Genomic DNA, 13,442 nt, shown 5'->3' with positions numbered 1-13,442 from the left:
GCCGTCCGGCTGCGGCGGCCCTCGGCGTTCCCGCCCCGCGCACCCGTGACATTTGTCCCGGCCGACTCCGTACACACGCCCCTGCCCCCGGCAACTCAGGTTCCGTAGCGTCGTTTTCATGACGGGGACCGCACAGATCAGAGGCATCGGACCCGCGGTGGTGTTCACCGGGGTGCACAAGGGCTACGGAAGAGCAGGGAAGACCGTACGCGCGGTCGACGGAATCGACCTCGTGGTGGAACGCGGTGAGACGGTCGCCCTCCTGGGGCGCAACGGCGCGGGCAAGTCCACCACCATCAGCCTGCTGCTGGGGCTCGACACCCCGGACTCCGGCACGGTACGGCTGCTGGGGCAGGACCCGGAGCGGGCGGTCCGGGCCGGGCTGGCCGGGGCGATGCTCCAGGACGGGCGGCCCATCCCCCGGGTGACGGCACGTGAGCTGGTCCGGTTCGTGGCGGCCCTTCACCCGCGCCCGCTGCCCGTGCAGGAGACGCTCGCGCTGGCCGGGGTGACCGCGTACGCGGACCGGCGCATCGACAAGCTGTCGGGAGGTCAGACGCAGCGCGTCCGCTTCGCCGTCGCGCTCGCGGGCGACCCCGAACTCATCGTGCTGGACGAGCCGACGTCCGCGCTGGACGTGGAGGCGCGGCGGGCGCTCTGGGACTCCGTCGGGAGGTTCGCGGAGCGCGGCGGCACCGTTCTGTTCTCCACCCACCAGCTGGAGGAGGCGGACCGGTACGCCGACCGGATCGTCGTCCTCGACCGGGGCCGGATCGTCGCCGACGGCAGCTCCGAGGCCATCGGACGGTCGGTGAGCGGTGGCCTGGTGTCCCTGGACCACGCGGGGCGGTCCGCGGCCGAGCTGGGTTCTCTCCCCGGTGTCGTCCGTGTGGAGATGCGGGGCGGGCGCGCGCACCTGCGCTCCGACGACCCGGACGCGACGGTCGTCGCGCTGGCCGCCCTGGGGGCCGTCCGGAACCTGGGGGTCGGCAGGGCCACCCTTGAGGACGCGTTTCTCTCGCTGACCGCGCCTCCGGACACCACGCCGGACGCCGCCGCGCCCACCGTGACCCGCACCGGACAGGAGACCGTGTGATGTTCCCCTACATCCTTCTGGAGATCCGCCGTACCCTGCGTGACCCCTCGTACCTGATCTTCGGGGCGGGCATGCCGGTGATGATGTATCTGCTCTTCACCAATCTGGGCGGGGGCGACGAGCACGACTGGGCGGCGGCCTCGATGGTCGGCATGGCGGCCTACGGTGCGCTGGGCTCCTCCATGGCGATCGGGACGGGCATCGCCTCGGACAAGTCCCTCGGCTGGCTGCGGCAGTTGAGGATCACACCGCTGTCCCCCGGGCGGGCGGTGGCGGGCCGTGCGGTGAGCGGTTCCGTGACGGTCCTGCCGGCGGTCGCGGCGGTACTGCTGGCCGGGGCGCTGGTCAACGGGGTGCGGCTGGACGTCTGGCAGTGGGCGGCGCTGGTGCTGCTGCTGTGGGCGGGCTCGCTGCCCTTCACCCTGCTGGGCATCGGCAACGGCTACCGGCTGACCCCGCAGGGCACGGGAGTGGTCAACGTGGCCTGCCTGACCGGCTTCGCGGTGATCGGGGGTCTCTGGTTCCCGATCGAACTGTTCCCGGGATGGCTGCGCGCCGCCGGTGAGCTGTCTCCCGCGTACGGGTTCTCCGGGCTCGGCCGGTCGGTGGTCGCCGGTCACTTCCCGGCCGCCGGATACATCGCCGTCCTGGGTGTCTGGCTGGTGCTGTTCGGCGGGTACTCCGTGATCTCCTACCGTCGTTCGGCCAGGAGCGTCTGAGTGAGGAGTGAGGATGCGGGCGGTCCGTGTGAGGAGCGGCGTATGAGGAAGATGCTGCGGCGTGCGAGGGAAGGGGCCGACAGGAGGCCCGGCCCGCCCGGTCCGTACGTGCTGCTGCCCACGCTGCTGATGGGGCTCGGCTCGTTCTCCAACCTCTGGCAGGGCGAGACCTCCAACCCCTGGGTGGGCGGGCTGGGGCTGCTGGCCTTCAACTCCCTCTACATCTCGGTGGTTTTCCGGGGCTTCGACCGGAGACGGCGGGAGAGCACCACGTCGTACGTGCTGCTCGCCCTGATGGGAGCCGTCACCGTCGGGCTGGCGGTCGGCTACGGGGGAAACTGGCTGCTCTTCTTCCCCCTGTACTCGCTGGCCGTCGGCACGATCCTGCGGGGCCGGCTGCTCGGCGTCAGCCTCCTGACACTCGGAGCGGGGGCCTGCGCGGTGGCCCTGTGGCAGGGTGACCACGTCTCGCAGCCGTGGACGATCGGCTACGGGACCGTCATCTCCGGGGCGGTGACCGCGGCGATCCTCACCCTCTCCGAGACGGTGATGGAGCTGCGGGAGACCCGGCGGGAGCTCGCCCGCGCCGCGGTCGAGCAGGAACGGCTGCGGTTCTCGCGCGATCTGCACGATCTGCTGGGCCACACCCTGTCGGTCGTCGTCGTCAAGTCGGAGGCGGCGCGCAGGCTCGCCCCGCACGACGTCGACGCCGCGATCGCCCAGATCCACGACATCGAGTCGGTGGGCCGGCAGGCGCTCAGGGAGGTCAGGGAAGCGGTTACCGGCTACCGGGAGGGCGGTCTGGCCACCGAACTGGACCGTGCCGGAACGGTGCTGGCCGCTGCGGGGATCGAGAAGGTCGTCCACCGCTCGGGCCCGCCGCCCGACCCGCGGGCCGACGCGCTGCTGGGCTGGGTGGCCCGGGAAGCGGTCACCAACGCCGTACGCCACAGCGGCGCGACCCGCTGTGTGTTCACCCTGGACCGTGCGCGGGGCCGGGTCCGGCTGACCGTGGCGGACGACGGCACCGGTCCCGCGGACGGGGCGGGCGGCGGTACGGGGCTGAGAGGGCTGAGCGAGCGGCTGGCCGCCGCGGGCGGCTCGCTGGAGTCGGGCGCGGGGCCGGACGGCGGCTTCGTGGTGACGGCCGAGCTCCCGGTGACCGCTCCCGACGGCACCACGGAGTGCCCCGCCGCGGAGCCGTCGGCAGCCGATCCACTCGATCCCCCGGAGCGGGAACGCCGCTGACGATCCGCCAGGGAACCGGCCGCGCCCGTGGGGAACACCCCGGCGCCGCAGGGCTCTCCCGGGCGCCGCGCAGCCTACGCTGTGGCCGTGAACGAGATGCCGCGGGACCACCGGCCCACCGGATCGGTGCGGATCCTCCTCGCCGAGGACCAGGGCATGATGCGCAGCGCGCTCGCGCTGCTGCTGGGGATGGAGCCGGACTTCGACGTGGTCGCCCAGGTGGAGACCGGTGACGCCATCGTGGACGCGGCGCTCCACTGCCGCCCGGACGTGGCGCTGCTGGACATCGAGCTCCCGGGGCGCAGCGGGCTGGACGCCGCAGCCGACCTGCGTACGGAGGCGCCGGAGTGCCGGGTGCTGATCCTGACGACGTTCGGCAGGCCGGGCTATCTCAGGCGCGCGATGGAGGCCGGGGCGGCGGGCTTCCTGGTGAAGGACGGTCCGGTCGGGGAACTCGCCAAGGCGATCAGGCGGGCGCTGGGCGGTGAGACGGTGATCGACCCGGCGCTGGCCGCCGCCGCTCTGGGCGCGGGCCCGTGCCCGCTGACCCCCAGGGAACGCGACGCGCTCAACGCGTCGGCGGACGGGGCGACGGTCGCCGACATCGCCGTGAAGCTGAGCCTGTCGGAGTCGACGGTGCGCAACTACCTGTCGTCGGCCATCGGCAAGACGGGCACCCGCAACCGCATGGAAGCGATGCGGGCGGCCCGTTCACAGGGCTGGCTCTGACGGACCGTCGGCCAGGGCCCTCAGGCCTTCGGGGAGCGCGGGACCGCGGACGGGGACTCGCGCCCCGGCCGCCCCGGCACGCCGCCGGCCCTCGCGCCCAGGAGCCGTGACGTCCCGTCGGTCCGGCCCGGCAGCCACAGGAGCATCATCAGCGCCCCCGCCACCAGGACGAGGGCGGAGGTCCGGAAGGCCAGGGCGTACCCGGCGGTGATCTCCACCGCCTCCGACGAGCCGGCGGTGCGGGCCGCCGCGACCGTGGACAGCACGGCGAGGCCCATCGCACCGCCCATCGTGCGGGAGGTGTTGACGAGCCCGGAGACGAGTCCGGCGTCACCGGGGGCCGCCCCCGAGGTGGCGAGCGTGGCCAGCGGGGTCGAGGCCAGTCCGGAGCCCGCCATCATCAGGATGCCGGGGAGGCAGACCGAGGTGAGGTAGGAGCCGTCCACGCCCATCGTGGACTGCCATCCGAAACCGGCGGCCGCGACGAGGGCGCCCGCCACGGCCAGCGGCTTGGCCCCGGTGCGGGCCATGATCGCGGGCGCAGCCTTCGCGCCGGCGAACACGGCGGCCGAGGTCGGTACGAGTGCGAAGCCCGCCTCCAGCGGCGAGTACCCCAGTACGTTCTGGGCGTAGACGGTCATGAAGTACCACATGCCGAACGTCGCGGAGCCCAGCAGCAGCATGGCCACGTTCGCGGCCAGGACGGCGCGTGCCGCGAGCACCCGCGGCGGCATGAGCGGGGCGGCCACCCGCGTCTCGACGAGGACGAAGACGCCGAGCAGTGCGGGGCCGCCCAGCAGGGGCACCAGCGTGCCGGCGGCGCCCCAGCCCGCGGCCTCGGTCTGGACGATGCCGTACGCGGTCGTCGCCAGGCCCGCCGTGACGAGCACCGCCCCCAGCAGGTCCACCCGGCGCCGGTCGCCGGCCCGGCCCCCGGCCAGCCATGCCGCCGCACCGGCGATGACGAGCACTCCGACGGGCACGTTGATGAGCAGCACCGACCGCCAGGAGAGGACGTCGGTGAGCACCCCGCCGATCAGGCCTCCGGCCGCTCCACCGCCCGCGCCGACCGCCATCCAGGTGCCGATGGCCCTGGTCCGCGCGGGGCCCTCGGGTACGGCCGCGGTGAGGATGGTGAGCGTCGCCGGGGAGAGCACGGCGGCACCGAGCCCCTGTCCGGCGCGGGCGGCGAGGAGCTGCCATCCCTCCTGGGCGAACCCTCCGGCCAGCGAGGCCGCGGTGAAGAGCCCGATCCCGGTCAGGAACATCAGCTTGCGCCCGTAGATGTCCGCGGCCCGCCCGCCGAGGAGCATGAAGCCGGCGAAGGCGATCGCGTAGGCGTTGACGACCCACTGGAGCCCGGAGGCGCTCAGGCCGAGGTCGGTCCGCATCGACGGCAGGGCGACGTTGACGACGGACACGTCGAGGACGACCAGGAACTGTCCCGCGCACGCCGCGGCGACCACGGCCCAGGTGCGGGTCCTCGGCCGGGCGGGCGGGCGTGCGGGGAGGGAGTCGTCAGCCATGGGGGTCATGCTCGCAGGCCACGCGTGCCCCGTACATCCGTTTCCCCTCCCCCTCAGGTCGCGTCCTGTCTCGGCCTCTCGACGTAGGACCCGGACCGTAGGACCCGTACCGACTTTCCCGTTGTTACGCCGCGTTCACCGGAATATCTCGGGCGTACGGAAGCGTTCAGCATGCACACACTTGGTGGTCGGCGCTGCCCTCGGGCGGCGCTGCCGCACGTTCCACCCCCGTACCTCTCCCGAACTTCCCCTGCCCGGAGGCCACACGTATGCGACGGACGACGAACCGACAGCGAGCGGACGAGATCCCCGGTCCGCCCCGGGGCAGGGGCGGCGGTGTCGTCCCGGTGCTCGCGTTCGCCGGGATCACCGTCGCGGTGATGCAGACCCTTCTCGTCCCCGTCATCAAGGACCTGCCGTCGCTGCTGGGCACCGATCCGGCGAACGCCACCTGGGTCATGACGGCGACCCTGCTGGCCGGTGCCGTCGCCACCCCGATCATGGGGCGGCTCGGCGACCTCTACGGGAAGCGGCGGATGCTGCTGGCCAGCCTCGCCGTGATGGTGGCCGGTTCACTGATCTGCGCCTCCACCGACACCCTGGTCGTCATGATCGTCGGCCGGGCGCTGCAGGGCTTCGCCATGGGTGCCATCCCGCTGGGGATCGGCATCATGCGCGATGTGCTGCCGCCGGAGAAGCTCGGCTCGGCGATGGCCCTGATGAGCTCCTCCATAGGCGTGGGCGGCGGGCTCGCGCTGCCCGCCGCCGCGCTCGTCGCCCAGCACGCCGACTGGCACGCGCTCTTCCTCGCCTCGGCCGGCCTGGGGGTGCTGGCCATGGCCCTGACGGTCCTCGTGGTGCCCGAGCCCGCGCTGCGGGCTCCGGGACGCTTCGACCTCGCGGGGGCGCTCGGGCTCTCCCTCGGCCTGGTCTGCCTGCTGCTTCCGGTCACCAAGGGCTCGGACTGGGGATGGGGTTCCCCGCTGACCCTCGGTCTGATCGCCGCGTCCCTGGTGATCCTGGTCCTGTGGGGGCTGTTCGAGCTGCGCTCCCCCGCGCCCCTGGTCGACCTGCGGACCAGCGCCCGGCGTGAGGTGCTGCTCACCAACCTCGTCTCCATCATGGTGGGCGTCGCGTTCTACGCCGTCTCCCTCGTCCTGCCCCAGCTGCTCCAGCTCCCCGCCGCGACGGGCTACGGTCTCGGGCAGTCGATGGTGGTCGCCGGGCTCTGTGTGGCTCCGCTGGGACTGACCATGATGTTCGTGGCCCCGCTGTACGCCCGGATCTCGGCCCGCCGCGGCCCCAAGGTCTCCCTCATGCTGGGCATGCTGGTCATCGCCGTCGGCTACGGGGCCGGCCTCGGGCTGATGAGCGCCCCCTGGCAGACCGTGGTGATCGCCGTGGTGCTGGGTGCCGGGATCGGGCTGGCGTACTCCTCGCTGCCCGCGCTGATCATCGGTGCGGTCGACGCCTCGGAGACGGGAGCGGCCAACGGGCTGAACACGCTGATGCGGTCGATCGGCACCTCGCTGTCGAGCGCGGTGATCGGCATGGTGCTGGCGAACACCTCGGTGCCCATGGGCGCGGTGGACGTGCCCAGCATGGAGGGGTTCCGCACCTCCTTCATGATCGCCACCGGGGCGGTGCTGATCGGCCTGGTGCTGGCCGCGTTCCTCCCGGCCCAGCGGCCCGCGCGACCGGTGCTGCTGGCGAGCAGCGCCGGTGACGCGCGGGACGCGGCGGAGGCGGAAGCGGGCGCCTCGGTCAGCGTGCCGGAGCGTCGAACCTCGGCTCCGTAGCGAGCAGCCGGGAGACGTCGGAGCCCGCCGCGAGTTCCTGCGGCGGGGCACCCCGGGTGAACAGGCGGGCGGGGTGGGCGCCTTCGACGGTGGCGGCGTCGCCCTGCACGCGGAGCCAGGTGCCTTCGCGCAGCCCGAGCACGGGGACGTCGTTCTCCTCGAGGAACTCGGTGAGCCGCTCCTCGCGGGTCTCGCCCTTGTGGGTGCTGGCCGGGTCCGGGTCCAGGTAGTGCGGGTTGATCTGGAAGGGGACCAGGCCCAGGGCGTCGAAGGACGGCGGCTGGACGATGGGCATGTCGTTGGAGGTGCGCAGCGTCGGCGCCGCCATGTTGGTGCCGGCGCTGGCGCCCATGTACGGCAGTCCGCCGCGCGCCGCGTCCCGTACCGCCTCGCGCAGTCCGGTGCGGTACAGGGCGTCCAGCAGCCGGAAGGAGTTGCCCCCGCCGATGAACACGGCGTCGGCGGAGGCGAGTCCGGCGCGGGGGTCGGTGTCCTCGTGGACGCCGCGCACGGTGATCCCGGACGGTTCCAGGGCGGTACGCACCCGGGCGGTGTACGTGTCGTGGTCGGCGAGCGCGTACGGCACGAAGGCGAGCCGGGCCCGGGGCGGGAGGAACGCGGTCACGGTCTCCAGGGCGTGTTCCAGGTAACCGCGGCCGTACTGGGTGGAGTTGGAGAGAAGCAGCAGATTCATCTTGGGATCCTCGTGCGGGTGGGACCGGCCTCGCGTGCGCTCGCCGGTACGGGCGGGGGTCTCAGAAGCTGTTGTCTTACTCCGGTAGGGATCAGGCCGAGAGGGCTGGTGCCTTCGGATCCAAGGCGGAGGAGGGCGTCGACGCGGAGCGTCGGCACTGACGTCAACGCCGGAGGCGGAGGCATCAGCCCTCTCGGCCCCCGGCCGGGGTAGGACAACAGCTTCTCAGGTGGAGCGCGGGCGTCCCGCGCGGCTCTTCGGCCGCTGCGGCGGGTGGGTGAGCCGCTGCTCCAGCAGGTGCGCGGCGTGGCGAAGTGCGTCGAGCCGGTCCTCGGGCGCGCCCGCGAAGCGCTCCTCGCCGCCGCCGAGGCTGAGGCTTCCGTAGGGCTCGCGCCCCAGGAACACCGGTACGGCGACGGTGGCGACCCCGGCGTCGTACTCGCCGACGGTCATGGCGTAGCCCTGGGCGCGGATCTTGAGGAACTCCTGCTCCAGCAGGTCCGGGTCTGTGACGGTGCGGTCGGTGAAGCGCGCCATGGGCCGGCCCCTGAAGAGCCGGTGCCGCTGGTCGTCCGGCAGGTACGCGTAGAAGGACTTGCTGGTCGCCCCGGCGTGCGCGGGATAGAGCTCACCGACCAGCGGGTAGTAGCGCAGCGGCCCCGTCTCGCCCTCCTCGGCGGCCACGCACCTCATGTGGAAGCTGTCGGGCAGGGAGAAGAGGACGGTGTCGCCAGTGGCACGCCGCAGCTCCTCGAGCACCGGCGCGGCGAGCAGCTCGAGCGACCCGGAGCGCTCCCAGAGCCTGCCCAGGCGCAGCACGGCCGGGCCGATGCGGTAGCGGCGGGTGACGGGGTCGGAGACGAGGAAACCGCGCCCCGCGAGGGTGGCCAGCAGTCGCTGGGCGACCGAGGTGTCCCAGCCGAACTCCGCGGCGACCTCGGTGACGCCCCAGTCGGGGCGGGTGCGCTCGAAGGCGAGCAGGACCAGGAGCGCCCGGTCGACGGTTTGCAGGGCACCGGCGGGGGTGCGCCGGTCCGGGACGAGATCGGTCATCGGCATCTCACCATTCAGACCTGAATTGCAGATAACGGGAAACTATTGCGCTCCACGGTAGCCGATCCCGAATCTTGCTCCAGCACCCCGCCCCGCGCTTCTCCGAAGAAGCGCCGGGCGGGTGTCCCGCTCCGAGAAAGGCCCCCTCCATGCTCAAGTTCGTACTGGACGTCGTCGAGCTCCTCGACGACCCGCAGGTCTCCGGCAAGGCCGTGGCCGGATACCTCGACTCCGTGGCCGGGGCCGAGGGCTCGTCCGCCGAGGTCACGACCGTCACCGGCGAGCAGGGGTCCACTGACTTCGTACTCGTCCGCATCCCCGGATCCCGGGGGCGCACCTCGGGCGGAAGCGCGAGGACGCTCGGAGTGGTCGGCCGCCTCGGCGGTGTCGGCGCCCGGCCCGAGGTGACGGGCCTGGTCTCCGACGCGGACGGCGCGGCCGCCGCGATCGCCACCGCCGCCAAGCTGCTGGACATGCGCCGCCGTGGGGACGCGCTGCCGGGCGACGTGATCATCGCCACGCACATCTGCCCGAGCGCGCCGACCGAGCCGCACGACCCGGTCCCGTTCATGGGGTCCCCGGTGGACATCGCCACGATGAACCGGCACGAGGTCACCGGCGAGATGGAGGCCGTGCTCTCCATCGACACCACCAAGGGCAACCGGATCATCAACCACAAGGGCCTGGCCCTGTCGCCCACCGTCAAGGAGGGCTGGGTGCTCCGGGTCTCCGAGCAGCTCGGCGAGCTCCTGGCCGTCGTGACCGGTGAGCCGTTGGTCACGTACCCCGTGACCACACAGGACATCACCCCGTACGGTAATGGGGCACACCACATCAATTCGATCCTTCAGCCCTCCACCGCGACCGCCGCCCCGGTCGTCGGTCTCGCGGTCACCTCGGCCGCCGCGGTGCCGGGCTGCCAGACGGGCGCGAGTCACGAGAGCGACATCGCGTCCGCCGCCCGGTACGCCGTCGAGGTCGCCAAGGCCTTCGGCGCCGGAACCCTGGACTTCCACGACGCGGTGGAGTTCGACAACCTCGTCAACCGCTACGGGTCGCTGGCTCACCTGCAGACCTTCGGCCGCACCCCCTTGGAGTCCTGATGGCTTCCGACAACCGGGCCGCCGTCACGGCCGCCCCCGAGGCCAAGAGCATCGGCAGCGACGACTACGCGCTGTCGCGGGTGCCCCGTGACAAGCGCTTCGGCTTCTGGTCGATGCTCCTGCAGTGGCTGGCCCAGTCCGGGTCGATATCCCAGTTCACCCTGGGCGCCACCATCGGCGTCGGCATGACCTTCGGGGACGCCTTCCTCGCCTTCACGCTCGGCGCGGTGATCCTGGAGATCGTGATCTTCGCGATCGGCCTGGCCGGGATGCGCGAAGGACTCGCCACCCCGATGCTGACCCGCTGGGCGGGCTTCGGCCGCAACGGTTCCGCGCTGGTCAGCTTCGTCATCGCCGTCAGCCTCGTCGGCTGGTTCGGTGTCCAGAACTCCATCTTCGGTGACAGCGTGTCCGCCCTCGTCGGCGGCCCGTCCTGGCTTTGGTGCGTCCTCGCGGGTGCCGCCATCACCACCCTGGTGATCTTCGGCTTCAAGTACATGGCGTTCTTCGCGAAGATCGTCGCCCCGCTGTTCTTCGCCATGGTGGCCTGGTCCGTGGTCACCACGCTGAACGACCACTCCGTCAGCGACCTGATCAGCTCGCCGCCGCCCGGTGAGACCATCCCGCTGGCCGTCGCCGCCACCGCCATCGCGGGCGGCTACATGACGGGCGCCATCGTCTCCCCGGAGATGACCCGCTACAACAGGAAGGGCTCGCACGTCTTCCTGCAGAGCGCCTCCTCGATGATCCTCTCCGAGTACATCGTGGGCCTGACCGGCGTGCTGCTGGGCCACCTGGTGAAGTCCAGCGAGGTCTCGCACATCGTGCTCTCCACCTCGGGCGCCTTCGGCGTGATCGTGGTCCTGATGTCCACCGCCAAGATCAACGACTGGAACCTCTACGGCTCCTCGCTCGGCGTCGTCAACTTCTTCCAGGTCGTCTTCGGCAAGCGGCTGCACCGCGGCGTCGTCACCGTCGCCCTCGGTGTCGCGGGCACCCTGCTCTCCGCGGTCGGCATCATGACCCACTTCACGGAGTTCCTCTCCTTCCTCGGCGTGATGATCCCGCCGATCGGCGGCATCGTCGTCGCCGAGTACTGGGTCGTGAAGCGGATGCGCAAGCCCCTGGACGAGACCCGTGAGGCGCAGACGCTCCCGGCGTCCTCCCCCACCTGGGTGCCGATGTCCCTGCTGATCTGGGCGGCGGCCTTCTGCGTCGGCAAGTTCGTCGACGGCGGCATCCCGGCCCTGAACTCGCTCCTCACCGCCTTCGTCCTCTACTGCGTGATCGGCAAGCTGGGCTGGGTCCGGCCGTACGGCACCTCCGCCCTGGCCGACGAGGAGACCCCCCCGACCGCCCCCGTCACCGTGAAGGCAGCAGCATGAACTTCGTCCCCGCCTCCGAGCAGGCGCAGGAAGAGGTCGTGAGCCTCTGCGCCGACCTGATCCGCTTCGACACCTCCAACCCCACCAGTGACGAGCGCGCGGCCGCCGACTGGGTGGTGGCCCGCCTCGCCGAGGTCGGCATCGCCTCCGAGCTGGTCGAGTCGGCCCCCGGCCGCGCCAGCGTCATCGCGCGGATGGAGGGCACGGACCCCTCCAGGGGTGCCCTGCTGGTCCACGGACACCTCGACGTGGTGCCGGCCGACGCCTCGGAGTGGCAGGTTCCGCCCTTCTCCGGCGAGATCCGCGACGGCTACCTCTGGGGGCGCGGCGCGATCGACATGAAGGACACTGTGGCGGTCATGCTGGCCACCGCCCGGCACTTCGCCCGCACCGGCACACGGCCCTCCCGCGACCTGGTCCTCGCCTTCCTCGCCGACGAGGAGGCGGGCGGGAAGTTCGGCGCCCACTGGCTGGTGGAGCACCGCCCGGAGCTGTTCTCCGGGGTCACCGAGGCGATCGGCGAGGGCGGGGGCTTCTCCTTCGCGATCGACGACACCCGCCGGCTCTACCCGATCGAGAACGCCCAGCGCGGCATGGCGTGGATGGAGCTCACGGCGACCGGCCGGGCGGGGCACGGCTCCTCGCCCAACGACGAGAACGCGGTCACCGACCTCGCCGAGTCCCTCACCCGCATCGGCCGCGAGACCTTCCCCGTCCGGCTGATCGAACCGGTACGTGCCCTCCTCCAGGAGGCCGCCCGCCTGTACGGCGTCGAGTTCGACGAGGACGACATCGAGGGCACCCTGTCCCGGCTGGGCCCGGTCGCCGACTTCATGCAGGTGGTGCTGCGCAACTCGGCCAACCCCACGATGTTCTCCGCGGGCTACCAGACCAACGTGATCCCGGGGAAGGCCACGGCGCGGGTGGACGGCCGGTTCCTCCCGGGCCACGAGCAGGAGCTGATCGACACGATCGACCGGCTGCTGCTGCCGTCCGTCAGCCGCGAGTGGGTCAACCACGACATCGCGATGGAGACGTCGTTCGACGGCCCGCTGGTCGACGCGATGTGCGACGCGGTCCGCGCCGAGGACCCGGACGGCCACCCCGTCCCGTACTGCAACCCGGGCGGCACCGACGCCAAGGCCTTCACCCACCTCGGCATCCGCTGCTTCGGCTTCAAGGGGCTGAAGCTCCCGCACGACCTGGACTACGGCCGGCTCTTCCACGGCGTGGACGAACGCGTCCCGCTGGAGGGCCTGCGGTTCGGCGTCCGGGTCATGACCCGACTCTGGCAGAGCTGCTGACCTGACCCCGGCAGCCCTGTCAGGGGCCTCGCCCCGACCCGGGCCCACCCCACCCGTACGCCCCCGCCGCTCCGCGCGGCGGGGGCGTACGGCACGATGGGACGCCGTCCGATCCCACGTCCCACCAGGAGGAACCCGTGGCCGCCGAGCCCAAGCCGGAGATTCTTGCCGCGTTCCAGGCGGCCAAGGGCTTCATGCCGCTCCACGAGGGGCTCGCGCTCCACGCCGCCGCGACCGAGGCCGCAGCGCTGGGCCTGCCCCTCCTGGAGGTCGGCACCTACTGCGGGCGGTCCACGATCCTGCTGGCCGCCGCCGCCCGCGACGCGGGGGTGACAGCCCTCACCGTCGACCACCACCGTGGCAGCGAGGAGCAGCAGCCGGGCTGGGAGTACCACGACCCCTCGGTCGTGGACCCGGAGATCGGTCTGATGGACACGCTCCCGACGTTCCGGCGCACCCTGCACCGGGCGGGCCTGGAGGACCACGTGGTGGCACTCGTCGGGCGATCCCCCCAGGTCGCGGCAGTGTGGAGCGGGCGGCTCGGCCTCGTGTTCATCGACGGCGGCCACACCGACGAGCATGCGAACGGTGACTACGAGGGGTGGGCGCCCAAGGTCGCCGACGGCGGCCTGCTCGTCATCCACGACGTCTTCCCGGACCCGGCCGACGGAGGGCAGGCGCCGTACCGCGTCCACCAACGGGCCCTGGCCTCAGGGGCGTTCACCGAGATCTCGGCCACGGACTCGCTGCGTGTGCTGCAGCGTACGGGGACGGGGATCTGAGGGC

General features: G+C 72.2%; 12 protein-coding genes. 9 read left to right on the top strand and 3 right to left on the bottom strand.

From position 1 onward, the window contains the following. The first annotated feature begins 118 nt into the window (after nucleotides 1-118). The 4 genes from ACGFNN_RS03665 (at nucleotide 119) to ACGFNN_RS03650 (ending at nucleotide 3,792) form a co-directional block, all read left to right on the top strand. Entirely contained in the window at nucleotides 119-1,096 is a 978-nt protein-coding gene (locus ACGFNN_RS03665; protein WP_393552533.1) for an ABC transporter ATP-binding protein, read from the top strand. Continuing rightward, nucleotides 1,096-1,815 carry an ABC transporter permease gene (locus tag ACGFNN_RS03660; RefSeq protein ID WP_393552530.1) on the top strand — a complete coding sequence of 240 codons (720 nt, stop codon included), beginning with the start codon at nucleotides 1,096-1,098 and terminating at the stop codon, nucleotides 1,813-1,815. The genes ACGFNN_RS03665 and ACGFNN_RS03660 overlap by 1 nt, the downstream gene beginning before the upstream one ends. A 42-nt stretch (nucleotides 1,816-1,857) precedes the next feature. Next, a complete protein-coding gene (locus ACGFNN_RS03655; protein WP_393552527.1) occupies nucleotides 1,858-3,063 on the top strand; it encodes a sensor histidine kinase in 1,206 nt (401 codons plus the stop codon). Nucleotides 3,064-3,159: 96 nt separating this feature from the next. After that, nucleotides 3,160-3,792, top strand: coding sequence for a response regulator transcription factor (locus ACGFNN_RS03650; RefSeq protein WP_362670686.1), 633 nt, complete (start codon nucleotides 3,160-3,162; stop codon nucleotides 3,790-3,792). A 20-nt stretch (nucleotides 3,793-3,812) separates the two neighbouring features. Here ACGFNN_RS03650 and ACGFNN_RS03645 read toward each other — a convergent pair whose 3' ends face one another. Beyond that, nucleotides 3,813-5,327 carry an MFS transporter gene (locus ACGFNN_RS03645; RefSeq protein WP_393552524.1) on the bottom strand — a complete coding sequence of 505 codons (1,515 nt, stop codon included), beginning with the start codon at nucleotides 5,325-5,327 and terminating at the stop codon, nucleotides 3,813-3,815. A gap of 260 nt (nucleotides 5,328-5,587) precedes the next feature. Between ACGFNN_RS03645 and ACGFNN_RS03640 the strand changes: the two genes are divergently transcribed. Beyond that, on the top strand, nucleotides 5,588-7,117 hold the full coding sequence (locus ACGFNN_RS03640; RefSeq protein WP_393552521.1) for an MFS transporter: 1,530 nt from the start codon (nucleotides 5,588-5,590) through the stop codon (nucleotides 7,115-7,117). Here ACGFNN_RS03640 and pepE read toward each other — a convergent pair. Next, nucleotides 7,083-7,811 (bottom strand): dipeptidase PepE, encoded by a 729-nt coding sequence (gene pepE, locus ACGFNN_RS03635; RefSeq protein WP_393552518.1) that lies wholly within the window; start codon nucleotides 7,809-7,811, stop codon nucleotides 7,083-7,085. The two genes, ACGFNN_RS03640 and pepE, sit on opposite strands and share 35 nt — an antisense overlap. A 225-nt stretch (nucleotides 7,812-8,036) precedes the next feature. Further along, nucleotides 8,037-8,864, bottom strand: a complete 828-nt coding sequence (locus ACGFNN_RS03630; protein WP_393552515.1) for an IclR family transcriptional regulator — start codon at nucleotides 8,862-8,864, stop codon at nucleotides 8,037-8,039. Between the two features lie 149 nt (nucleotides 8,865-9,013). Here ACGFNN_RS03630 and ACGFNN_RS03625 point away from each other — a divergent pair, with 149 nt between their 5' ends. The 4 genes from ACGFNN_RS03625 (at nucleotide 9,014) to ACGFNN_RS03610 (ending at nucleotide 13,438) form a co-directional block, all read left to right on the top strand. Continuing rightward, a complete protein-coding gene (locus ACGFNN_RS03625) occupies nucleotides 9,014-9,967 on the top strand; it encodes a DUF1177 domain-containing protein (protein ID WP_393552513.1) in 954 nt (317 codons plus the stop codon). Then, nucleotides 9,967-11,352, top strand: a complete 1,386-nt coding sequence (locus ACGFNN_RS03620) for a cytosine permease (protein WP_393552511.1) — start codon at nucleotides 9,967-9,969, stop codon at nucleotides 11,350-11,352. The genes ACGFNN_RS03625 and ACGFNN_RS03620 overlap by 1 nt, the downstream gene beginning before the upstream one ends. Further along, complete coding sequence (locus tag ACGFNN_RS03615; protein WP_393552508.1) at nucleotides 11,349-12,656, top strand: M20/M25/M40 family metallo-hydrolase; 1,308 nt, start codon at nucleotides 11,349-11,351, stop codon at nucleotides 12,654-12,656. The genes ACGFNN_RS03620 and ACGFNN_RS03615 overlap by 4 nt, the downstream gene beginning before the upstream one ends. Before the next feature lie 194 nt (nucleotides 12,657-12,850). Then, complete coding sequence (locus ACGFNN_RS03610) at nucleotides 12,851-13,438, top strand: class I SAM-dependent methyltransferase (protein WP_393552911.1); 588 nt, start codon at nucleotides 12,851-12,853, stop codon at nucleotides 13,436-13,438. Nucleotides 13,439-13,442 lie beyond the last annotated feature (4 nt).

Origin of the sequence: Streptomyces sp. NPDC048590, from assembly GCF_043199535.1 — a bacterium.
GTDB lineage: Bacteria > Actinomycetota > Actinomycetes > Streptomycetales > Streptomycetaceae > Streptomyces.
The sequence above is the reverse complement of the archived record's forward strand: the minus strand, read 5'-3'. Positions and strand labels throughout refer to the sequence as shown.

Bases quoted from the DNA above. Each gene is read 5' to 3' on its own strand.
- ACGFNN_RS03665 (WP_393552533.1), top strand. From the start codon at position 119: ATGACGGGGACCGCACAGATCAGAGGCATCGGACCCGCGGTGGTGTTC.
- ACGFNN_RS03610 (WP_393552911.1), top strand. From the start codon at position 12,851: ATGCCGCTCCACGAGGGGCTCGCGCTCCACGCCGCCGCGACCGAGGCC.
- pepE (WP_393552518.1), bottom strand. From the start codon at position 7,811: ATGAATCTGCTGCTTCTCTCCAACTCCACCCAGTACGGCCGCGGTTAC.
- ACGFNN_RS03640 (WP_393552521.1), top strand. From the start codon at position 5,588: ATGCGACGGACGACGAACCGACAGCGAGCGGACGAGATCCCCGGTCCG.
- ACGFNN_RS03625 (WP_393552513.1), top strand. From the start codon at position 9,014: ATGCTCAAGTTCGTACTGGACGTCGTCGAGCTCCTCGACGACCCGCAG.
- ACGFNN_RS03655 (WP_393552527.1), top strand. From the start codon at position 1,858: ATGAGGAAGATGCTGCGGCGTGCGAGGGAAGGGGCCGACAGGAGGCCC.
- ACGFNN_RS03615 (WP_393552508.1), top strand. From the start codon at position 11,349: ATGAACTTCGTCCCCGCCTCCGAGCAGGCGCAGGAAGAGGTCGTGAGC.
- ACGFNN_RS03650 (WP_362670686.1), top strand. From the start codon at position 3,160: ATGCCGCGGGACCACCGGCCCACCGGATCGGTGCGGATCCTCCTCGCC.
- ACGFNN_RS03630 (WP_393552515.1), bottom strand. From the start codon at position 8,864: ATGACCGATCTCGTCCCGGACCGGCGCACCCCCGCCGGTGCCCTGCAA.
- ACGFNN_RS03660 (WP_393552530.1), top strand. From the start codon at position 1,096: ATGTTCCCCTACATCCTTCTGGAGATCCGCCGTACCCTGCGTGACCCC.
- ACGFNN_RS03620 (WP_393552511.1), top strand. From the start codon at position 9,967: ATGGCTTCCGACAACCGGGCCGCCGTCACGGCCGCCCCCGAGGCCAAG.
- ACGFNN_RS03645 (WP_393552524.1), bottom strand. From the start codon at position 5,327: ATGACCCCCATGGCTGACGACTCCCTCCCCGCACGCCCGCCCGCCCGG.